We start from the raw sequence: 21136 nt of genomic DNA, 5'->3' as shown, positions 1-21136 counted from the left end.
ATGGCGCTGTACGACATCCCGCTGCGCACGCTCACCGGCGAGCCCACCTCCCTGGACGACTACCGCGGCCGGGCGGTCCTGTTGGTGAACGTCGCGTCGAAGTGCGGACTCACCCCGCAGTACGCGGGCCTGGAACGACTCCAGAACGAGTACGCGGACCGCGGCTTCACCGTGCTCGGCGTGCCGTGCAACCAGTTCGCCGGCCAGGAGCCGGGGAACGCGGAGGAGATCCAGACCTTCTGCTCGACGACGTACGGTGTCAGCTTCCCGCTGCTGGAGAAGACCGACGTGAATGGAGAAGGGCGCCACCCGCTCTATGCCGAGCTGACCGGACTCGCGGACGAGGACGGCGAGGCCGGTGACGTCCAGTGGAACTTCGAGAAGTTCCTCATCTCGCCTGCGGGCGAGCCGGTCGCGCGCCTGCGCCCGCGCACGGAGCCGGAGGCCCCGGAGCTCATCGCAGCCATCGAGTCCCAGCTGCCCGCCTGACCGGTTCCCTCCTCAATACCGGACGGCCGCTTTGCGCTCGATCGCCGGACGGGCCGGAATTTCAGCCCGCCCGGCGATCGAGGACAGCCGGCGCCGGGGTGCGGGCCGCACGAGCGTGAACCGTGCACACCACCACCCCGCCCCGCACTAGCGGATCGGCATGCCCGAGAGGGTGCGGGCGATCACCAGGCGCTGGATCTCACTCGTGCCCTCGAAGATCGTGTAGATCGCCGCGTCCCGGTGCATCCGCTCCACCGGGTATTCACGGGTGAAACCGTTGCCGCCGAGGATCTGCACGGCCTGCGCGGTGACCTTCTTCGCCGTCTCGCTCGCGTACAGCTTGGACATGGAACCCTCGGCCGAGGTGAACGGCTTGCCGGTGGTCGCCATCCAGGAGGCGCGCCAGACCAGCAGCCGGGCCGCGTCGATCTGCGTACGCATGTCGGCGAGCTGGAAGGCGATGCCCTGGTTGTCGATGATCGGCCGGCCGAACTGGGTGCGGGTCTTCGCGTAGTCCAGCGCGACCTCGTACGCCGCACGGGCGGTGCCGACCGCCATGGCGCCGACCGCGGGGCGGGAGGCCTCGAAGGTTGCCATCGCCGCGTTCTTCACCCGCTCGCCACCGGACGCGGCGCGCTCGCGGGCCCGCGCCAGGCGCTGATCGAGCTTCTCCTTGCCGCCGAGCAGGCAGTGGCCGGGCACACGGACGTCCTCGAGGACGACCTCGGCGGTGTGCGAGGCACGGATGCCGTGCTTCTTGAACTTCTGGCCCTGGGAGAGGCCGGGGGTGTTCGGCGGCACGATGAACGAGGCGTGTCCCTTGGAGCCGAGCTCCGCGTCGACCACGGCGACGACGACATGGACGCCCGCGATGCCGCCGTTGGTCGCCCAGGTCTTGGTGCCGTTCAGCACCCACTCGTCCTTGGCCTGGTCGTACACCGCGCGGGTGCGCATCGAGGCGACGTCGGAACCCGCGTCCGGCTCGGAGGAGCAGAAGGCGGCGACCTTTACATCGTCGGCGTCGCCGTACATCTGCGGGATCCAGGTGCCGATCTGCTCCTCGGTGCCGTTGGCGAGGACGCCCACGGCCGCCAGGCCCGTACCGACGATCGACAGGGCGATGCCCGCGTCCCCCCAGAAGAGCTCCTCCATCGCCATCGGGATGCCGAGGCCCGTCGGGTCGAAGAACTGCTGGGCATAGAAGTCGAGGGAGTAGATGCCGACCTTGGCCGCCTCCTGGATGACGGGCCAGGGTGTTTCCTCACGCTCGTCCCACTCCGAAGCCGCCGGTCGGATCACATCCGCGGCGAAGCCGTGAAGCCAGTCACGGACCTGCTTCTGGTCATCGTTGAGTTCGAGCGTGAACTCGGCCATGTTCCCCTCCACGTACTGCCCTGAAAAACCACTCGTTACTTGCGGTAACCCCAGTCTGTTACCGACAAGTAGCCTGTGTCAACCACCCGGGTGCCGATCCGCACCCCGCAGGGCAGGGTGTTACGTTGCGCAGGCAGGACGCAATTGCATGGCCAGGGGTGGGGAGAGGCGACATGGAGACCACACGACAGGCCGAGCGCCAGCGGACAGCGACCGAGAGCCGCCGCCGCGAGCTGCTCGAGGCCGCCGACCGCGTGGTGCTCAGGGACGGCCCGGGGGCCTCGATGAACGCCATCGCGGCGGAGGCCGGAATCACCAAGCCCATCCTCTACCGGCACTTCGGCGACAAGGGCGGCCTCTACCGCGCCCTCGCCAAGCGCCACACCGATGCCCTGCTCATCGCTCTGCGGGCCGCGCTCGACGCACCCGCCGAGCGCCGCCGGCGCGTGGAGTCGACGCTCGACACCTATCTCGCGGCGATCGAGGCCCGGCCGCAGGTCTACCGCTTCCTGATGCACCCGTCCGACGACTCGGCACCCTCGACCGAACAGGGCTTCGACGTCGGAAGGCATTCCGCACCGCTGCTGCGCCGGCTCGGCGAGGAGCTCGCCCTCGTGATCGCCGAGCGGGTGGACCTGGGCCCGGACAGCGAGGCCATGGCCCGCATCTGGGGCCACGGCATCGTCGGCATGATGCACGCCGCGGGCGACTGGTGGCTGGGGGAACGCCCTTGCTCCCGCGAGCAGTTGGTGCGCAGCCTGGCAGATCTGCTGTGGGGCAGGCTGGCCGAAGCGGGCGACCGGCCCGGCGGCCCGGGATTCTGAGGGTCTGTGCGGTCAGCCGCCCGACGCCCAGTGCGCCCGGCGGGCCGCGCGCAGCGCTCTCGCCCGGCGCAGCCCGGTCAGCCGGTCCGTGTACACCGTGCCTTCGAGGTGGTCGCACTCGTGCTGCAGACAACGGGCGAAGAAGCCGGTGCCGGTGACCCGTACCGGCTCGCCCTCGACCGTCACGCCCTCGACGACGGCACGGTCGAAGCGCGGGGTGCCGGCCTCGATGCCGGGCAGCGAAAGACAGCCCTCCGGGCCGCGTACGGTGATGCCGTCCGCCTCGACCAGCTTCGGGTTGACGAGATGCCCGAGGTGACGGACGTCGTCGTCGTCCGGGCAGTCGTAGACGAACACCCGCAGCGGAACTCCGACCTGATTGGCCGCGAGCCCGACCCCCTGGGCCGCGTACATGGTGGCGTACATGTCCTCGACGAGGCGGGCGAGCGAGGGACCGAAGTCCGTGACGGGTTCGCAGGCACCGTGCAGCACCGGATCACCGAGCAGACTCATGGCACGAATCAGTCCGGAACTGCCGGGGATCGGGCGGTTTCGCATGGAGGCAATCGTACGTTCCACGTGACCTCCACCTCCCCGGCGGTGCCGCGGTGCGGTCGCCGCGCCGGACATCGATAGGCTGGGCGCGGACCGATGCAAGGAGGATCTAGGACGATGGCAGGCAACACGGAGCCGCTGTCGCCGCGGGCCAAGCTGGCCGTGACGGCGGGTAAGGCCGCGGCAGCGGTGTCGCGCGCTGCGGGGCGCGGCAGCGGATCGGTGATCGGCGGCCGGGTGGCACTCAAGCTCGACCCCGACCTGCTGGGGCGGCTGGCGCAGCACCTGGACGTGATCCTCGTGTCGGCGACGAACGGCAAGACGACGACGACCCGGCTCATCGCCGAGGCACTGCGGGCTGCGGGCCCGGTCGTGTCGAATGCGCTCGGGGCGAACATGCCGGCGGGCATCACCTCGGCGCTGGCAGGCGGCTCGGACGCGAAGTACGGCGTGATAGAGGTCGACGAGAAGTACCTCGCCGGGGTCGCTCGCGACACGACGCCCAAGGTGATCGCGCTGCTCAACCTCTCCCGCGACCAGCTGGACCGCGCCGCGGAGACCCGGATGCTCGCGGAGAAGTGGCGTGAGGGGCTGTCCGGCTCGAAGGCCGTGATCGTCGCCAACGCCGACGACCCGCTGATCGTCTGGGCGGCGTCCTCCTCCCCCAATGTGGTGTGGGTCGCGGCCGGCCAGGCGTGGAAGGACGACGCCTGGTCCTGCCCGTCCTGCGGCGGTGTGATGCAGCGTCCCGGCGACGACTGGTTCTGCGGCGAGTGCGGATTCCGCCGCCCCGCCCCCAGCTGGGTGCTGCACGGCGACTACGTCCTGGACCCGCACGGTTCGGCGTGGCCGATCCACCTCCAGCTGCCCGGCCGCGCCAACAAGGCCAACGCCACCAGCTCCGCCGCCGTGGCCGCCGTCTTCGGTGTGCCGCCGCAGGTCGCGCTGGAGCGCATGTACCAGGTGCAAGCCGTCGCGGGCCGCTACGACGTGGTCAGCTTCCTCGGCCGTGAGCTGCGGCTGCTGCTGGCGAAGAACCCGGCGGGCTGGCTCGAAACGTTTTCCCTGATCGACCCGCCGCCCACCCCCGTGATCCTCTCCGTCAACGCCCGTGGCGCGGACGGCACGGACACCTCCTGGCTGTGGGACGTGGACTACACCCAGCTCGCCGGTCACCCGATCTTCGTGCTCGGCGACCGCAAGCTGGACCTCGCGGTCCGCCTCGAGGTCGCCGGTCTCGGCTTCCGGGTCTGCGAGAACCTCGACGAGGCCGTGCAGCAGGCCCCGCCCGGCCGCATCGAGGTCATTGCCAACTACACCGCCTTCCAGGATCTGCGCCGTCGTGTCGGCAACTGACCCCGGCCCCGGCCACCTCCGGAGAGGACGAAGCATGAGCAACAACGGTCTGCGTCTGGTCTGGGTCTACCCCGACCTCCTCAGCACCTACGGCGACCAGGGCAATGCGCTCGTGGTGGAGCGCCGGGCCCGCCAGCGCGGTCTCGATGTGCAGCGCGTCGACGTCCGCAGCGACCAGCCGGTCCCGACGTCCGGCGACATCTATCTGATCGGCGGCGGTGAGGACCGGCCGCAGCGCCTCGCCGCGGAGCGGCTGCGCCGCGACGGCGGGCTCAGCCGGGCCGCGTCCAACGGCGCGATCATCTTCTCGGTCTGCGCCGGGTACCAGATCCTCGGCCATGAGTTCATCAACGACCTGGGTGAGCGCGAGCCCGGTCTCGGGCTGCTCGACGTGGTCTCCACCCGCGGTGAGGGGGCCCGGTGCGTCGGTGACGTACTGGCCGACATCGACCCGCGCCTCGGCCTGCCGCCGCTGACCGGTTTCGAGAACCACCAGGGCATCACCCATCTCGGCCCGACGGCACGGCCGTTCGCCCGGGTGCAGTTCGGCGGCGGCAACGGCACCGGCGACGGCACCGAGGGTGCGTACAACGACACCGTCTTCGGTACGTACATGCACGGGCCCGTGATGGCGCGCAACCCGCTGATCGCGGATCTGCTGCTGAAGCTCGCACTCGATGTCAACGCCCTGCCGCCGACGGACGACCGCTGGTACGAGGCGCTGCGCGCAGAGCGCATCGCCTCGGCGACCCAGCCCGCCTGATGAGGCACATTTCGCTCAGCTGAGCGGCGTCCAGCAGGCGGACGCCCGGTTCGGCCCCGCCACCCTGCGCCGGTAGGGTGGCGGGGATCCAACCGGACGACGTGGTCCGGTCGTCGGCCCACGTTGCAAAGGTTTCCCGGGCAATGCGAATTGGTGTGCTCACCTCCGGCGGCGACTGCCCCGGCCTCAACGCCGTCATCCGTTCCGTCGTGCATCGCGCGGTGGTCGACCACGGCGACGAGGTCATCGGCTTCCACGACGGGTGGAAGGGTCTCCTCGAGTGTGACTACCGCAAGCTCGACCTCGACGCGGTCGGCGGCATTCTCGCCCGCGGCGGTACGATCCTCGGCTCCTCCCGGGTCCAGCCCGCCCATCTGCGGGGTGGCGTCGAACAGGCCCGGGGCCATGTCGCCGACCTCGGTCTCGACGCGATCATCCCCATCGGCGGCGAGGGCACTCTCAAGGCGGCCAATCTGCTCTCCGAGGCGGGCCTGTCGATCGTCGGCGTACCGAAGACGATCGACAACGACATCGCCTCCACCGATGTGACCTTCGGCTTCGACACCGCCGTCGGTGTCGCCACCGAGGCCCTCGACCGGCTGAAGACCACCGCCGAATCTCACCAGCGGGTGCTGATCGTCGAGGTCATGGGCCGCCACACCGGCTGGATCGCCCTGCACTCGGGCATGGCGGCCGGTGCGCACGCCATCGTCGTGCCGGAGCGTCCCTTCGACATCGACGAGCTGACCGAGCTGGTCGGCAAGCGCTTCTCGGCCGGCAAGAAGTTCGCGATCGTCGTCGTCGCCGAGGGCGCCAAGCCGCGCCAGGGCGGCTCCATGGAATTCGAGCAGGGCACCAAGGACATCTACGGGCACGAGCGGTTCGCCGGCGTGGCCACGCAGCTCTCCGTCGAGCTGGAGCAGCGCCTGGGCAAGGAAGCCCGCCCGGTGATCCTCGGCCATGTGCAGCGCGGCGGCACCCCGACCGCGTACGACCGTGTTCTTGCCACCCGTTTCGGCTGGCACGCGGTGGAGGCCGCGCACCGCGGCGAATTCGGCATGATGACGGCGCTGCGCGGCACGGACATCGCGATGGTGCCGCTGAGTGAGGCCGTGGAGACCCTCAAGACGGTCCCGGCCGAGCGCTACGCCGAGGCGGAATGCGTGCTCTGAGCGACACCCCTGTCCGACGAACTGCCCCCGGCCGCAGCTGCGGCCGGGGGCAGTTCTACTCTGGTCGGGACAACCGGCACGAAACGGGGATGTCCCCAGCGGGAGTGAACAGATGGATCACAGCGGGCACGGCATGAACATGGATCTGCCGCCGTTCACGCTGGGACGTGGGCTCCAATTCTCCGCGGACCCGTTCTTTCTCATCGGCTGCGTGCTCGCCATCGGCCTGTACGGGTACGCCGTGCTGCGGCTGCGCAGACGCGGGGACAGCTGGCCGGCCGGCCGGATCGTCTTCTTCGTCGTCGGCGTGCTGTCCATCGCCCTGGTGATGTGCACCAAGCTGAACGACTACGGCATGGTCATGTTCAGCGTGCACATGGTGCAGCACATGGTGATCAGCATGCTGTCACCGATCCTGCTGCTGCTGGGCGCTCCGGTGACTCTGGCGCTGCGTGCGCTCCCGGTCGCGGGGCGTGACCGCACCGGCCCGCGCGAGCTGCTGCTCATGTTGCTGCACAGCCGGTACATGAAGATCATCACGCATCCGGTCTTCACGATTCCACTCTTCATCGCCAGCTTGTACGCGCTGTACTTCACCCCCCTCTTCGACTTCCTGATGGGTTCGAAGACCGGGCACATCGCGATGATGGTGCACTTCCTCGCGGTCGGTCTGGTGTTCTTCTGGCCGATCATGGGCGTCGACCCGGGGCCGCACCGGCCCGGCTATGTGATGCGGATGCTGGAGCTGTTCGCGGGGATGCCGTTCCACGCGTTCTTCGGTATCGCGCTGATGATGGCGACATCCCCGATGGTGGAGACGTACAAGAACCCGCCGGCCTCGCTCGGCATCGACGCTCTGAGCGATCAGAACTGGGCGGGCGGTATCGCCTGGGCATTCAGCGAGATCCCGTCGGTGCTGGTGCTGATCGCGCTGGTCTTCCAGTGGTACCGCTCCGAGCAGAGGACGGCGAAGCGCTCCGACCGGGCGGCCGAACGGGACGGGGACCAGGAGCTGCAGGCGTACAACGCCTATCTCGCCTCGTTGCAGGCGCGCGGGCAGTAGCGGTGGGCATGCCTCCGGGGTGACGATGGCATCCACGGCCGCGTGGCCGATGAGGAGGGTGCGGGCATGTCCGGATCCACGAAGACCATGGGAGTGATCACCGTGGCGGCCCTGGTGGCGGTCACCGGCTACACGGTGGCGCTGGGGAGCAGCGGCTGGCTCTGGTTCGGATGGGTGGTGCTCGGTCTGATCACCCTGGGGATGGCTGCGACGCGCGAGTCCTGAGCCGGGTGGGTCACCCGGATCGGGCCGGCCGGGTTCATTCAGAAGCGGAAGACCGGTCCGGTGACCGTGTCCATCACGCAGGCGTTGGGGAACGTCCGTTGCCAGCTGACGGGGCGCCCGTCCCAGTTGCCGGTGGCGGTGGCCGTCACCGGGTCGTACCCCTCGATGCACAGGCGCGGGCTGCCGGGCAGGGCGTCCAGATCACCTTCCGCCCGGTCGATCGCCGCGCAGGCGGCGGCCGCATGGGGGTGATGGGCGTCCGGAGCGGGCGGGCAGAACAGTGCGACGCCACGGATCCAGGTGTTCTCGCTGCCCGAGACGGTGAGGAGGAGCCCGCGGTCCGGAACCGGGTCATTGGACTCGGCGGCCGCGGCAGGCACCGCGACGGTGAGAGTGAGCAGGGCAGCGGCGGCGAGAGCGGCGCGCAGGCGCATCGGAGAACTCCTATGGCTCGGGGCGTCCCGGGGATGGACCGGGTACGTCTCGGTCGTCCTGGGCGGCCCGCATTCGGGAACCCGGCAAGATGATCTTTCAAGTTCGCACCGGGCAAGGAGCCGCGCCGCGGATCCCATCCTCCGGAGTCGGTCGGCGGGTCCGGCTGGAGTACCGTCCGGCGGGTGCTCTGCACCCGGACGGATTCGACCGGCGGGTCACCCAGAGCGCCTGCCCTCTCCCCCGTCGCGGGTCCCTTAGCGTTCGGGGTCACAGTGCCGCCGGAGCGACGGCACGGATCCGGGGAGCTCTTGTGATGGGGAACCATTGGAGGACAGCCTCTGCCGCGAGCGCGGTGGGACTGTTCGCCTCGGCCGTCTGCGGGTGTTCGAACAGCAGCGGTACGAAGTCGGCGGCGTCGAAATCCGCCGGTGCGAGCATCCCGACGGCATCGGAGAGCTCCTCCCCCTCGGCCTCCCCGTCGGAATCGGTCTCCGCGTCGGCGACCGTGGCCTCCGCGTCCAGCCCGCTCGGGACCATCCTGGTCGACGGGGAGGGCCGGACCCTCTACCTCTGGGAGGCCGACACCACGTCCCGGTCGACCTGCTCGGGCGAATGCGCCAAGGAGTGGCCACCCGTGATCGTCAGCGGCGAGCCGGTCGCCGGCGAGGGCGTGAAGGCCGGTCTGCTGGGTACGACGAAGCACAGCGACGGCAGCAGGGAGGTCACGTACAACGGGCACCCGCTTTACTACTTCGCGGATGACAAGAAAGTCGGTGGCATCAACGGCCAGAAGGTGAACGATTCCGGTGCCGAGTGGTACGTACTCGACACATCCGGCAACGAGGTCACGGACAGGGCGAAGTCCGGCACTCCGCAACCGAGCCCGGCTCAGCCGACCAGCGGTGGCGGTCACTGACATCATGCGCGCTCTGCTTCTGCCCGGCCGGGCAGGTATCACCGTGGCCGCCGCGATCGTCTGCACGACCGCTCTCGTCGGCTGTTCGAACAGTCGTGGCGGCAGCTCGTCGTCCTCCAGCGTCACACCACCCACTTCCTCCTCGCCCACCCCGCCCCCTTCGCCCTCCCCCGCCGGCAAGGCGCTGATCACGATCAAGGACTTCGCGTTCAAGCCGGCCCGTCTGACGGTCGCCCCGGGCACGCCGGTCACCGTCGTCAACGAGGACGCGGCACGCCACACCGTGACCGCGACCGGCAGCAAGGCGTTCGACACCGGCGATGTCGCGGCAGGGCAGACGGTCACCTTCACCGCACCGGCCAAGGCCGGCACGTACCCATACATCTGCACCATTCACCCTTACATGAAGGGTTCACTCACTGTCCGATGACGCGCACGGAATCCCGCGCGGGCACAACACACGGCTGCGGCCCCGGGCGCACCTCGTGTCACCAGCAGTTGTGTGCCGCGGGCCGAACGTTCGACAGGGCGTGACGTTAACGAATCCGTAAAGCAGTGGTGATTTGACTCTTGCCAGGTGCGCATCACCACGCCACCTTGGGAGCGCTCCCACAATCAAGACTTGCACACAAAGGCCGCCGTGGACGGCGTCGACCGACGACACCGCTGTGACCGCGTACGACGTGTACCGGGCGGGAGTTCAGGTGGGTTCCACCGCGTCGACCTCCTACGCGGACACGGGCCTGACGGCCTCGACCGCGTACAGCTACACGCTCAAGGCGCGGGACACTGCCGGCAATGTCTCGGCGGCTTCCGCGGCAGTCCCGGCCACGACCGACCAGGGCGGCGGCACCGGGAACGGCACCCTCAGGGTCCAGTACAAGAACACCGATTCCTCCGCCACCGACAACCAGATCCGGATGGGCCTGCAACTGGTCAACACCGGATCCACCACGGTGGATCCGTCCACGGTGAAGGTGCGGTACTGGTTCACGCCCGAGACCGGTGCGAGCACCTTCTCCACCGCGTACGACTACGCGGTCATCGGCTGCTCCCATGCGGCCGACGGGGCTGTGCACACCGCCGGCACGGAAGCGGTAGTAGTAGTGCCTGCCCGGCTGCAGCCCGGATACCTCGACGTCGACGGAATGGGCGAGTTCGGGCACTGCGCGGGCCCGTTCCCGGCGTACGACGGATCGGAAGCGTTCGTCGCGGGCGACCTCCCACTGGACGTCGACGGAGTACGGCGCCATGCCTCCGGCCCCGTCGGGGGCGAGGGGCTGGGGCACGAGGCGGGTCCACAGCACGCATCCGTCCGGCCATGGACTCCCAGGGCGAACGGGCTGTCGTGGAAGGGGGCGCCACCTCAGGCGTTGCCCGCCGACAGGCCGGCCGCGGCGAGGGCCATCCCGACCGTCCCGCCGAGCAACGCCCGTCTGCCGAACCCTCCGGTGCCGCCTGACCCACTGTTCATTTGCATGAATCTCGTCCCTTCGTCGGACGGGATCCCGTGCGGTACGAGGTGGGATCGGCGCGTAATTTCACGTCCACCCATGTGGTAATCACAGGCTGGATATCACAGGGGAATCACGCGCCACAAGACCGCGCTCCGGTGGTCGCAATACCGTTCACAGGCGGTTAGTTGGGGAGACATCGACCATTTCCCGAGGCGACTGAGGACGGGTCGGCAACACCCTTGACACCCCTCAGGGGGGCTCATAGTCTCCACGCCACAGAATTAACGTTAGATTTCACATCGGGAAAATCGGTGCGACGGAAGGACGTGCTCGTGTCCGGTCCCTCGGCAGCGGATGTGCCCGCCCACCGCCCCGCCGAAGGAACGGCGGCCGGACGTCCCGAAGACCGGACGCTGCGGCCGTACGGTCTGCGATGCGAGCACCGCACCACTCCGCTGGGGATCGATGAACCCGCGCCCCGGCTCTCCTGGCGGCTGGCGTCCGACCGCCGTGGCGACGATCCCGTGGCCTACCGGGTCCGTGTCGCCGAACGCCCCGAGGAGCTGGACGGGGGCGGTCAACTCCTGTGGGACACAGGCCGGGTGGCGGATCCCCATGCAGCTGCCGTGGAGTACGCCGGACCCGCTCTCCTGGGCCGTACCCGCTATCACTGGCGGGTCTCCGTATGGCCGGCCGGAACGGCGGTGCCCGCCGAGGCCACGTCCTGGTTCGAGACGGCCTTCACCGATGCCGGGGCGTGGCGGGCGTCGTGGATCACCCACGACCCGCATCCGGTCGACGTCATGGACGCACCCACCGAGGGCGAATTCGCCCTCGACGACCACGGGCTCGCCCCGTGCCCCGTCCTGCGCCGCACCTTTACCGGCTCGCCCGGCACGCACGCCCGGCTGCTTGTCAGCGCGCGCGGTCTGTACGAGGTCCGGCTCAACGGCGCACGGGTCGGCGACGCCGAACTCGCCCCCGGCTGGACCGATTACCACTGTCGCGTCCAGTACCAGACCTATGACGTGTCCGAGTTGCTGCGTGAGGGTGAGAACGTTCTTGCCGCGACCGTCGCCGACGGCTGGTGGAGCGGATTCGTCGGCTTCGAGCCGCGCAGGGCCGGAGCGCACTACGGTTCGTTCCCCCAGTTCCTGGCCGAACTTCACCTCACCGGTCCGGACGGCCGCAGTACTGCGATCGTCACCGACGAGACGTGGCGCACCAGCACGGGAGTCATCCGTCACGCGGATCTGCTGATGGGCGAGTGTCATGACCTGCGGCACGCGGCCGACGGCTGGGAACTGCCGGGCTTCGACGACACCGGCTGGTCCCCGGCCCTGATCGCGGGGGCGGACCACCATCTGCTCGTGGCGTCCGTCGACGAGCCCGTGCGGGCGATGGCCGAGCTGCGCCCGTGCTCGGTCAGGCGTATCTCCCCGGATATCCACATCGTCGACTTCGGCCAGAACCTCGCCGGGCGCGTACGGCTCCGGGTCGGTGAACTCGCCGCCGGGGCACGGGTGGTGATCCGCCATGCCGAGGTGCTGGACGAGCCGAACCAGTTGTACACGGCCAATCTGCGGACCGCCGCCGCGACCGATGTGCTCGTCGGGGACGGGCGCCAGGACATCGTGTTCGAGCCGCGTTTCACCTATCACGGGTTCCGATACGCCGAGATCAGTGGAGTCCCGGAGCTGACCGAGTCCGATGTCGTTGCTGTGGCGCTGCACAGCGACACCCCGTGGGCCGGGGAGTTCGACTGCTCGGACGCCGAGCTCCGTCGGCTCCACGAGTGTGTGGTGTGGGGGCAGCGCTCAAACTTCGTCAGTGTGCCCACGGACTGTCCGCAGCGTGACGAGCGGCTCGGCTGGCTGGCCGACGCGCAGGTCTTCCTGCCCACGGCCACGCTCAACGCGGACGTCGCCGCGTTCTTCACCAAGTGGCTGCGCGACATCGATGACGCCCGCACACCCGACGGCGGCTTCACCAATGTGGCCCCGCGCCTCGTGGGGGTCTGTGACCAAGGCGCGCCCGGCTGGGGCGACGCGGGTGTGATCATCCCGTGGCACCTCTACCGCGCCTACGACGACCCGCGGTTCCTCGCCCGGGCACTGGAGGGAATGCGCACCTGGGTGGATCTGATTCACCGTCATAACACGGATCTGGTCTGGCGCAGGCGGGTGGGTCCGCACTTCTCCGACTGGCTCGCCCCCGGCACCCCCACCCCGCGCGATGTCATCGCCACGGCCTGCTTCGCGCACAGTGCCCGCCTCACCGCGAAGGCTGCCGATGCCCTGGGTCAGAAGGACGTCGCGGATCACTACCACCGGCTGGCCGACGACATTCGTCGCACGTTCGCCGAGCACTTCGTCACCGTCGAGAATGCCGCTGCCGCACCTCCTGCCGCGCGTATCGCAGGGGACACCCAGACCGGCTATCTCGTCGCCCTCGCCTTCGAGTTGCTGCCCGCGGACCTCGTCGATTCCGCCGCACACCGCCTCGCCGAAATCGTCGAGTCGGCCGGACCCGCCCTCCTGACCGGATTCCTCGGGGTCGCGCTCGCCGCGCCCGTCCTCGACGCCCATGGGCGGGCCGACCTCGCCCATGCGCTCCTGAACCGTGACGAAGTGCCGTCGTGGCGGTTTCCGCTGCGGCACGGCGCCACCACGATCTGGGAGCGCTGGGACGGGTGGACCCCCGATACCGGGTTCCGCGCGCCCTCGATGAACTCCTTCAACCACTACGCGCTCGGCTCGATCGGCGAATGGCTCTACCGCGGTGTCGCCGGCCTCGATCAGGCGCCGGACTCCACCGGATACCGGCACCTGCGGATACGGCCCCGCCCCGGTGCCCTGCGCCACGCGAGCGCCCGCCACGAATCGGTCCGCGGCACCGTCGAGGTGACCTGGGAGAGGCACGGCGACCGGCTCGCCCTGCGCGTACTGGTACCGCCCGGCTCCACCGCCGATGTGTACGTGCCCACCACGGACCCCCGCTCGATCCGCGAATCGGGCGTGGCCCCGAGGGCCGACGACCGCCACATCACGCTGCTCGCGACCGCCTCCGACCACGTTCTCTACCGCGTGTCCTGCGGCACCTACCGCTTCACCGCGACTCATCCACCGGCAGACGGCCACGCCGGTACATCTGTGGCGGACCGGCCCGAGCCATCGCTCACCCCGAGCCGACGCACATCAGGACCGGCGGCGAAACCATCGCCCGCTCGTTCGCACGAGGAGGACACACCATGACGACGGGTTCTCACAGCCGGCCGGGCCGGAGCGCGGTCGGCCGCCGGGGATTTCTCCGTATCGGCGGTGGGGTCGCGGCGCTCGCCGCCCTTCCCCCCGCACTGACCGCCTGCTCCGATTCGAGCAGCGGCTCCGGCAAGCTGCGCATCGTCGGCGTCGCCGACCAGCAGAAGCCGATCGAGGAACTCGTCGCGCTGTACCGCAAGTCCCACCCCGACGACGAGTTCTCCACCTCCTTCGCGCCCACGGACCAGGTACAGACAGTGGTGCGCACCCAGCTCGCGGGTGGCAACGCCCCCGATGTGCATGTGCTCTATCCCGGCAGTGGCAGCGCCATGTCCATGGTCGAGCTGGCCAGGGCCGGGCTGCTCGCCGACCTCGGCGACCAGGCATGGTCCAAGGAAGTCCCGGCGAACTTCCACCCCGCGTACCGGTACAAGGGCAAGACGCATCTGTATTCGGCAGGAAGCAGCGCCATCGGCGCCATCTACAACAAGAAGGCCTTCGCCGAGGCCGGCGTCGAGCCCCCGAAGACGTGGAGTGAACTCCTCGACGTCTGCGCAAAGTTGAAGGCCAAGGGCGTGATACCGATCGCGCTCGGCGCGCAGACTCCCTGGGTGACCCAACTGATCACCTACGCGCTGGTCCCCAATGCCGTCTACGCGAAGAACCCCGGTTTCGACGCCGAGATGGCCGCCGGGCGGGCGCACTTCCGCGGCTCCGGGTGGGCCGACGCGATGGGCAAGTACCAGGAGTTGCAGCGCCGGGGGTTCTTCAACGAAAACCCCAACGGAACGACGTACGAGCAGCAGACATCCATGGTCGCAAGTGGCAAGGCGGCGATGGCTGTCCAGGTCTCCGCCGTGCTCGCCAACTTCCGTCAGGCCACCCGGGCACCCGACGACCTCGGCATGTTCCCGTTCCCCGGCGGTGACGACGCCTCGAACCTGTGGATCCCGGCAGGCATCGTCGTCGGCCTCGGCGTCTCCGCACGGTCCAAGAAGGCAGCAGGGGCGAAGGCGTTCATCGAGTTCCTCGGGAAGCAGGAGAACGTCGACCGCTGGGCGCAGTCCGTTGCCGCGATCCCGTTCAAGCGCGATGCGTCCACCAAGATCGACCCCGTCCTCAATGACTTCCTGCCCATCATCGACGACAACCGGGCCGTCCCCTTCATGGACCAGAGCTGGCCCAACGCCGAGGTGCAGCCCGCCCATTTCGCCGCCGTACAGAACCTGCTCGCAGGAAAGACGGACGTCGACGGCGCCCTGGGACAGATGGACGAGGCCTACGGGAAGAAATCGTGACGACCACGTCCGAGAAGGCCGCCACCGGCACGGTCGGCAAGGCCGGAGGCGGGCCGCGGACCGGCTCCGGCCGCCCGGTCCGGGCCCGCGATCACACGGTCCCACCGTGGATCTTCGTAATTCCGGCGCTCGTCGTCTACGGCGTCGTCGTCCTGTACCCGAGCCTCGCCGGGGTGATGTACGCCTTCACCGACTGGTCCGGCATCGGCGGCTTCTCCTTCACCGGCCTGAACAACTTCCGGACCCTGCTCGACGACAGCCGGGCACTGGGGTCCGTCAGCAACACACTGCTGCTCACCGTCGCCGTGGTCGTCGTCCAGAACGGCGTCGGCCTGCTGCTCGCGCTCGGCGTCCACGCCGAGATCAAGTCCCGTGCGCTGCTGCGGCTGATCTTCTTCGCGCCCGCCGTCGTCAGCCCCGTCATGGTCGCGATCCTGTGGAAGTACGTCTACAACCCCGAGAACGGCGCAGGCCTCAACGGTGTCCTCGGCGCGGTCGGACTCGGCGGTCTGCGTCAGGACTGGCTCGGCGATCCCTCGCTCGCCCTGTGGTCCGTCGCGGCGATGGTCGTATGGCAGTACGCCGGATACTCGATGGTCGTCTTCCTCGCCGGCCTGCAGGGCGTACCCGCCGAACTGCACGAGGCCGCGAGAATCGACGGCGCCGGCTCCTGGCAGCGCTTCCGCCATGTCACCTGGCCGCTGCTGGCCCCGGCTCTGACGATCAACCTGATGCTGTCGACCATCGGCGGTCTCAAGCTCTTCGACCAGGTCTACGCCGCCACCAACGGCGGCCCCGGCACCTCCAGCGAGACCCTGTCGACCGTGCTGTACAAGGAAGCGTTCGTCTACGGGAAGTTCGGCTACAGCACCGCCGTCGCCCTCGTCCTCGCGCTGTTCGTCGCCGCGGTCTCCCTGGTCCAGCTCCGCTGTCTGCGCGCGAGGGAGGTCACCGCGTGATCACCGAAACGTCCCGCGGACCCGCGAAAGGGAAATCCGAACACAGGGGCCGCAGGCCACGGTTCGGGCGGTACGCCCTCGAACTTGTCATGATCGCGGTCGCCGTCGTGTTCCTGTTCCCGGTGTACGCCCTGATCACCCTGGCGATGAAGGACCCCCAGCAGATCTCCGACTCGCCCCTCTCGCTGCCCTCCCCACCCACCTTCGCCAACTTCGGCAACGCCTGGTCCTCCGCGTCGCTGGGGCCCGCCCTGCTCAACAGCACGGTCATCACCGCTGTCAGTCTGCTGATCCTCGTCGTCCTGGGTTCCACGGGGGCCTACTACCTCGCGCGTCGCGCCCGCGGCATCGGCTACGGCCTGTACATCCTGTTCCTGCTGGGCATCGTGCTGCCCTTCCAGCTCGGCATGATCCCGCTCTACAGACTGGTCGACGATCTGGGCTGGCTCGGCACTTACCAGGGCATGGTGCTCTTCTACACGGGCATCCAACTGCCGTTCACCGTCTTCCTCTACACCGGATTCATCCGGGCCCTGCCGCAGGACTACGCACAGGCCGCGCTCATCGACGGCTGCAACCACCGGCAGGCGTTCACCCGGATCGTCTTCCCTCTGCTGCGCCCCATCACCGGCACCGTGATCATCCTGAACGCCGTGTTCATCTGGAACGACTTCTTCACCCCACTGCTGTACCTGGGCGGTTCCGACAAGGAGACCGTGCCCGTCGGTGTGTTCGCGTTCGTCGGCCAGTACGTCTCCGACTACGGACTCGTCTTCGCCGGACTGGTGCTGGCCGCCCTGCCGATCCTGGTGGTGTTCGTGGTCCTCCAGCGATATGTGATCAAGGGCTTCGCGGGCGGTCTCAAGGGCTGAGGGCATCTCATGACACACCCGGAGCACCCACCACTCCCCCCGAGCATCGCGGCGGTGCTCGCCCAGCCCCCGCGTGCCTTCTCTCCCACCGCCATCTGGTGGTGGAGCGGGGAACGGCTCGACCGTGCGCGGCTGCGGGCGCAGCTGGAACGGTTCGCGGAGGGCGGGGTGCACAACCTCGTGCTCCTCAACCTGGCGCCGTCGGGCCCTCTGTTCGGTTCCGACGCCGACGACCCGCCTTTCATGTCCGACGCGTGGTGGGCCCTGCTCGACGGCGTGTGCGACGACGCCCGCGAACTCGGCGTCAGCCTGTGGTTCTACGATCAGCTCGGTTTCTCCGGTGCCGACCTCCAGGCGCGCCTCGTCGACGAACAGCCCGCCCACGCGGGACGCCGGCTCGACCGTCTGCGTGCCGTCGTCGACTCCACAGCGATACGGACCGGAGAACTGCGGTGCCCCCCGGACGGCCGGCCGCTCGCGGGCCGCGCCGAACCGGTCGACGCCGACGGCCGGACAGTCGGCCCGGCAATCCCGGTCGCGGTGGCCGACGGAGTCGTACGGGCGCCGGGTCCCGGACGCTGGCGCCTGACGCTCCATCATCACAGGCCGCTCGGCTTCGACTACCTCGGTACTCGGGCGTGTGCAGCGCTGCTGGACCGGGTGCACGGGGAGTTCGAGCGCCGGCTCGGCGACCGGCTCGGGACCGTCGTCGTCGGCTCGTTCCAGGACGAGCTGCCTTCCCTGCCCACCTGGTCCACCGGTTTCGCCGACGCCTTCGTGCGCCTTCGCGGGTACGACATCACTGCACGGCTCGACGCCCTGTACGACGACAGCACGGATCCGGACGCCCACCGGGTCCGGCGCGACTTTCAGATGACCCGTGCCGAGCTGGCCGAGGAGGCGTTCTTCCGGCCGCTGGCCGCCTGGCACGACCGCCACGGCCTGCTCATCGGCTGCGACCAGCAGGACCCGGCCCGTGCCGGACACCCCGTCGCAGGCGTGGAGTTGTACGCCGACTACGCCCGCACCCACCGCTGGTTCTCGGCCCCCGGCTCCGACCACCACGGGGACGCCCGCATCCATTCCTCGCTCGCCCACCTCTACGGCCGCCCCCGCACCTGGATCGAGGCCTTCCACTCCACCGGCTGGGGCGGCACACCGGAGGAGACCCTCGACTGGCTGCTGCCGTGGCTCCGCGCAGGCGCGACCCTCTACAACCCGCATGCCGTCTACTACACGACCAAGGGCGGCTGGTGGGAGTGGGCGCCACCCGCAACCGACTGGCGTCAGCCGTACTGGCACCACCACCGCGTCTTCGCCGACGCCGTGACCCGGCTGTGCGCGATCCTGAGCCTCGGCCACCACCTGTGCGACATCGCGATCCTGCTTCCCACCACCACAGCCCAGGCCGGTACCGCTCTGGACGGGGTCACGGATGCTGCGGCGCGGGCCCAGTCGACGTATCTCCAACTCACCGGTGAAATGGCCTGGTTCCGTACCCGGCCGGGCATCATGGACCGTCTCGGTCTCGACGCCGACGTCATCGACGACGCGTCCCTGGCGCGCGCCCGGATCGCTCCGTCCGACGGCGGTGTACGGCTGAGGGTCGCGGACGAGGCGTACACCACGGTCGTGCTGCCCTCGTGCACCGTCCTGGAACGGGAAACAGCACGCCGACTCATCGAATTCGCCACCTCCGGTGGGACGTTGATCGCGGTCGGCACCCTTCCCGAACACGTCGTCGGCCCCGCATCGGCGACCGTGCTTGCCGAGCTGCGCGCGTGCTTCGCGGACGGCCGGGCCATTGCCGTCCCCATGACGGACGATCCGTCCGACTCGCTCGCCACGGCGCTCGCTGGGGCGCACCCGGTGGTCCGGGCCCCGGTCCCCGCACTCGCGCGCCGTGTGGGCGGCGCCACGGTGGTGTTCCTGACCGCCGCCGCCCCACGGGCAACCCGGGCGGCCGTCGCGGCCCCCGACGAGCGGGGCGCCGCACTGGGCTGGCTGGATGCCCGATACGACTTCGATCCGGACCGCTACGCGCGCGGCGCACGGGTGCGGGTGCGGGACGTGGTGGGCCCGGCGGTCCTGCTGGATCCGTTCGGCGGCGCTCCCCGGACGCTTTCGGTGCGGCCCGCCGATGACGACGTCCGGGCCGTGGAGGTCGATGTCCCCTTCGATACGGGCCCCGCAGCGGTGCTGGTCTTTCCGGCGGGGACCCGAGGGGCGGCCATGCCCATAGCGGCCGACGCACCCGGCACACCCGCACCGGACGTCACCACCATCGAGATCCCTCCGGACGCGGACTGGGACATGACGCTCGTGCCGACCCTCGACAACACCTGGGGCGACTTCGCCCGCCCCGCGACCGGCCCGCCCGCCGGCCCGGCCGTCACCGAATGCCGGACCTTCCGGCACCGCGTGGAAGAGGACGGGGAGGATGGCGTACGCGAGGGATGGGCCGTGCCGGACCGTGCCGATGAGCCGGTCGCGGCCACGGTCCACGCGACGTTCGGCCCACACGCGGTCCTGCTCGGCGACGGCCCCGGCCACGACGTCCCGTCGGCCCTCGAATGGTCCGACACCCTGGGCGTGTACAAGGACCCGATCCACCGCGCCGTTCTGGGGCCCAAGGGTCATGTGCCGGAGGAGTTCGTACACATCGGCCCCACCGCCGCCGAAGAGCTGGTACGGCTGCGCATGGAACTGCACCTCGACGAGGCCTTCGACGGACACCTCGCTATCGGGGCCGCGGCGGCGAAGCGGGCCCGGCTCGACGGGGCCCCCGTCGCCCTGGACGACGGGGGCCACCTTGCGATGGGCCCGGTAGGAGTGGCAGCGGGCCGCCGTCTGCTCGAACTGGAGCTGACACCTGATCAGGACTGTGATCTGCGCGCGCATGTGGCGCTCGTACGCGATCCGGAGCGCTACCGGCGTCCGGAATGGATTCATGCCTCCGGGACGATGGGCACGGCGCTGTATCTCTCGGCCCTCCCCGTCCGGGCCGTCGTCCAGGTGGCCGCGCGCGTGCCCTGCGTACTGCGCGTCAATGGACAAGTGGTGGGCAGGCAGGGCGGATTCGACCCGTACGCCGAACACGCGATCCCGCGCGTGCGGCGGCATGACGTGGCGGTGGCCCTGCGCATCGGTGACAACGACATCACGGTGGAGACGTCCGGGGGCGGCGACCGCGCGGTCCTGGTGGATGCGGTTTTCGACGACGGGAACGGCAACCGTGTCGCGACCCTGCACAGCGACGCCCGCTGGTGGGCCGAGAGCGCGGAGGGGCGTGTGCCGGTCGCGGTACGTCGCGAGCCGGTGGGTGACCCGGCCGCCCTGCATCTGCGCCGCCGCCCTCATCCGCTGCCGGGCGCCGCCTGGCTGGAGCCGACCGCGGACGACGGCACGGTGGTGCCGGTCCGGTTCGCGGTCCCGGGGCGCCGGGGCGCGGTGGAGTGGCTGTGGTGCGAACTGCCTCCGGGCGCCGCCCGGTTGACTGCGCTCGTGCGCGGCGAGACGACTGTCTTCGTGGACGGCTCCGAGTGCACCGGGTCCGTCACCACCGTCGACGCGCGGGACGTACTGACCGTGACCGTCGGCCTTTCGGCCGGTGACCCCTCCGGGCCCCGGACCGCGGCCCTGCGCGTGCGGACGCGCCCCGGGTACGAGGGTGGCGCCGCGCTGGCCGGTCCCGTGCGCTGTGAAGTGGGGCCCGGGCGGATTCGCGTCGGCGACTGGGAGACGCACGGCCTCGCCGAGTACAGCGGCGGTGTGCGGTACCGCCGGGTGGTGACCGTGCCCGCCGATGTCGGGCATGTGTCGCTCGACCTCGGACGGGTCCGCGGGACGGCGGAGGTGCGAGTCGGTGGCGTCGCCGCGGGGGTGCGCGTGTGCTCGCCGTACGTCTTCGATCTGACAGGTCTGGTCGGGCCCGGCGCCAATACCCTCGACATCACCGTGTTCGGAACGCTGGCACCGCACCTGGACGCGACGAGCCCGACCCACTTCGTCTTCCCGGGCCAGCGTGTCAGCGGTTTGCTGGGTCCCGTGCGGCTGCGGGTCGGTGGTTCCTACGGGGGTCAGGGGCAGCATTGACACCGTCCTGACCTCCCCGTGTC

At 69.8% G+C, this 21136-nt stretch carries 18 protein-coding genes and 3 pseudogenes; 16 read left to right on the top strand and 5 right to left on the bottom strand.

The window, feature by feature from the left end; all coding sequences use genetic code 11:
- Positions 1 to 489, top strand: a complete 489-nt coding sequence (locus tag NRF20_RS37935) for a glutathione peroxidase (protein ID WP_413754031.1) — start codon at positions 1 to 3, stop codon at positions 487 to 489.
- A 147-nt stretch (positions 490 to 636) separates the two neighbouring features.
- On the opposite strand, the gene NRF20_RS37930 is transcribed toward NRF20_RS37935, so the two are convergent.
- The gene (locus NRF20_RS37930) at positions 637 to 1863 is read right to left on the bottom strand and encodes an acyl-CoA dehydrogenase family protein (RefSeq protein WP_266363770.1); all 1227 of its coding nucleotides are present in this window, start codon (positions 1861 to 1863) and stop codon (positions 637 to 639) included.
- A 173-nt stretch (positions 1864 to 2036) separates the two neighbouring features.
- On the opposite strand from NRF20_RS37930, the gene NRF20_RS37925 reads away from it, so the two are divergent.
- The gene (locus NRF20_RS37925) at positions 2037 to 2687 is read left to right on the top strand and encodes a TetR family transcriptional regulator (protein WP_398630818.1); all 651 of its coding nucleotides are present in this window, start codon (positions 2037 to 2039) and stop codon (positions 2685 to 2687) included.
- Positions 2688 to 2699: 12 nt separating this feature from the next.
- Here NRF20_RS37925 and def read toward each other — a convergent pair whose 3' ends face one another.
- Positions 2700 to 3245 carry a peptide deformylase gene (gene def, locus NRF20_RS37920; protein ID WP_398630817.1) on the bottom strand — a complete coding sequence of 182 codons (546 nt, stop codon included), beginning with the start codon at positions 3243 to 3245 and terminating at the stop codon, positions 2700 to 2702.
- Positions 3246 to 3359: 114 nt separating this feature from the next.
- On the opposite strand from def, the gene NRF20_RS37915 reads away from it, so the two are divergent.
- The 5 genes from NRF20_RS37915 (at position 3360) to NRF20_RS37895 (ending at position 7821) form a co-directional block, all read left to right on the top strand.
- Entirely contained in the window at positions 3360 to 4598 is a 1239-nt protein-coding gene (locus tag NRF20_RS37915; RefSeq protein WP_398630816.1) for a MurT ligase domain-containing protein, read from the top strand.
- Between the two features lie 34 nt (positions 4599 to 4632).
- Positions 4633 to 5361 carry a type 1 glutamine amidotransferase gene (locus tag NRF20_RS37910; protein WP_093893408.1) on the top strand — a complete coding sequence of 243 codons (729 nt, stop codon included), beginning with the start codon at positions 4633 to 4635 and terminating at the stop codon, positions 5359 to 5361.
- A 143-nt stretch (positions 5362 to 5504) separates the two neighbouring features.
- Positions 5505 to 6533, top strand: coding sequence for a 6-phosphofructokinase (locus NRF20_RS37905; RefSeq protein WP_413754030.1), 1029 nt, complete (start codon positions 5505 to 5507; stop codon positions 6531 to 6533).
- Positions 6534 to 6645: 112 nt separating this feature from the next.
- Positions 6646 to 7596, top strand: a complete 951-nt coding sequence (locus tag NRF20_RS37900) for a cytochrome c oxidase assembly protein (protein ID WP_093893406.1) — start codon at positions 6646 to 6648, stop codon at positions 7594 to 7596.
- A 66-nt stretch (positions 7597 to 7662) separates the two neighbouring features.
- Entirely contained in the window at positions 7663 to 7821 is a 159-nt protein-coding gene (locus tag NRF20_RS37895) for a hypothetical protein (RefSeq protein ID WP_107451288.1), read from the top strand.
- Between the two features lie 38 nt (positions 7822 to 7859).
- Here NRF20_RS37895 and NRF20_RS37890 read toward each other — a convergent pair whose 3' ends face one another.
- Together NRF20_RS37890 and NRF20_RS37885 are read right to left on the bottom strand one after the other, a co-directional pair.
- Positions 7860 to 8255 (bottom strand): SSI family serine proteinase inhibitor, encoded by a 396-nt coding sequence (locus NRF20_RS37890; protein WP_398630815.1) that lies wholly within the window; start codon positions 8253 to 8255, stop codon positions 7860 to 7862.
- Between the two features lie 268 nt (positions 8256 to 8523).
- The gene (locus NRF20_RS37885) at positions 8524 to 8793 is read right to left on the bottom strand and encodes a hypothetical protein (RefSeq protein ID WP_398630814.1); all 270 of its coding nucleotides are present in this window, start codon (positions 8791 to 8793) and stop codon (positions 8524 to 8526) included.
- Here NRF20_RS37885 and NRF20_RS37880 point away from each other — a divergent pair.
- The 4 genes and pseudogenes from NRF20_RS37880 to NRF20_RS37865 all read left to right on the top strand — a co-directional run.
- Positions 8762 to 8836, top strand: a pseudogene (locus tag NRF20_RS37880) (hypothetical protein); the annotation flags it as partial. The gene NRF20_RS37885 and the pseudogene NRF20_RS37880 overlap by 32 nt on opposite strands.
- A 54-nt stretch (positions 8837 to 8890) precedes the next feature.
- The gene (locus NRF20_RS37875) at positions 8891 to 9172 is read left to right on the top strand and encodes a hypothetical protein (protein WP_413754647.1); all 282 of its coding nucleotides are present in this window, start codon (positions 8891 to 8893) and stop codon (positions 9170 to 9172) included.
- 4 nt (positions 9173 to 9176) lie between these two features.
- The gene (locus NRF20_RS37870) at positions 9177 to 9602 is read left to right on the top strand and encodes a cupredoxin domain-containing protein (RefSeq protein WP_413754029.1); all 426 of its coding nucleotides are present in this window, start codon (positions 9177 to 9179) and stop codon (positions 9600 to 9602) included.
- A 490-nt stretch (positions 9603 to 10092) separates the two neighbouring features.
- Positions 10093 to 10191, top strand: a pseudogene (locus NRF20_RS37865) (cellulose binding domain-containing protein); the annotation flags it as partial.
- 96 nt (positions 10192 to 10287) lie between these two features.
- Here NRF20_RS37865 and NRF20_RS37860 read toward each other — a convergent pair.
- Positions 10288 to 10461: pseudogene (locus NRF20_RS37860) on the bottom strand (PhoD-like phosphatase N-terminal domain-containing protein); the annotation flags it as partial.
- Positions 10462 to 10961: 500 nt separating this feature from the next.
- Between NRF20_RS37860 and NRF20_RS37855 the strand changes: the two are divergent.
- The 5 genes from NRF20_RS37855 to NRF20_RS37835 are packed head-to-tail and all read left to right on the top strand — an operon-like array spanning position 10962 to position 21113.
- The gene (locus tag NRF20_RS37855; protein ID WP_398630811.1) at positions 10962 to 13883 is read left to right on the top strand and encodes a family 78 glycoside hydrolase catalytic domain; all 2922 of its coding nucleotides are present in this window, start codon (positions 10962 to 10964) and stop codon (positions 13881 to 13883) included.
- On the top strand, positions 13880 to 15187 hold the full coding sequence (locus NRF20_RS37850; RefSeq protein WP_398630810.1) for an extracellular solute-binding protein: 1308 nt from the start codon (positions 13880 to 13882) through the stop codon (positions 15185 to 15187). The genes NRF20_RS37855 and NRF20_RS37850 overlap by 4 nt, the downstream gene beginning before the upstream one ends.
- A complete protein-coding gene (locus tag NRF20_RS37845) occupies positions 15184 to 16146 on the top strand; it encodes a carbohydrate ABC transporter permease (protein WP_398630809.1) in 963 nt (320 codons plus the stop codon). Before NRF20_RS37850 ends, NRF20_RS37845 begins: the two co-directional genes overlap by 4 nt.
- Complete coding sequence (locus NRF20_RS37840) at positions 16143 to 17018, top strand: carbohydrate ABC transporter permease (RefSeq protein WP_398630808.1); 876 nt, start codon at positions 16143 to 16145, stop codon at positions 17016 to 17018. Before NRF20_RS37845 ends, NRF20_RS37840 begins: the two co-directional genes overlap by 4 nt.
- Positions 17019 to 17027: 9 nt before the next feature.
- On the top strand, positions 17028 to 21113 hold the full coding sequence (locus NRF20_RS37835; RefSeq protein ID WP_413754028.1) for a hypothetical protein: 4086 nt from the start codon (positions 17028 to 17030) through the stop codon (positions 21111 to 21113).
- Positions 21114 to 21136 lie beyond the last annotated feature (23 nt).

Origin of the sequence: Streptomyces sp. R-74717 (assembly GCF_047305335.1) — a bacterium.
In the GTDB taxonomy this organism is placed as follows: Bacteria; Actinomycetota; Actinomycetes; order Streptomycetales; family Streptomycetaceae; genus Streptomyces; species Streptomyces atratus.
This window is presented reverse-complemented; position numbering and strand designations above follow the sequence as displayed.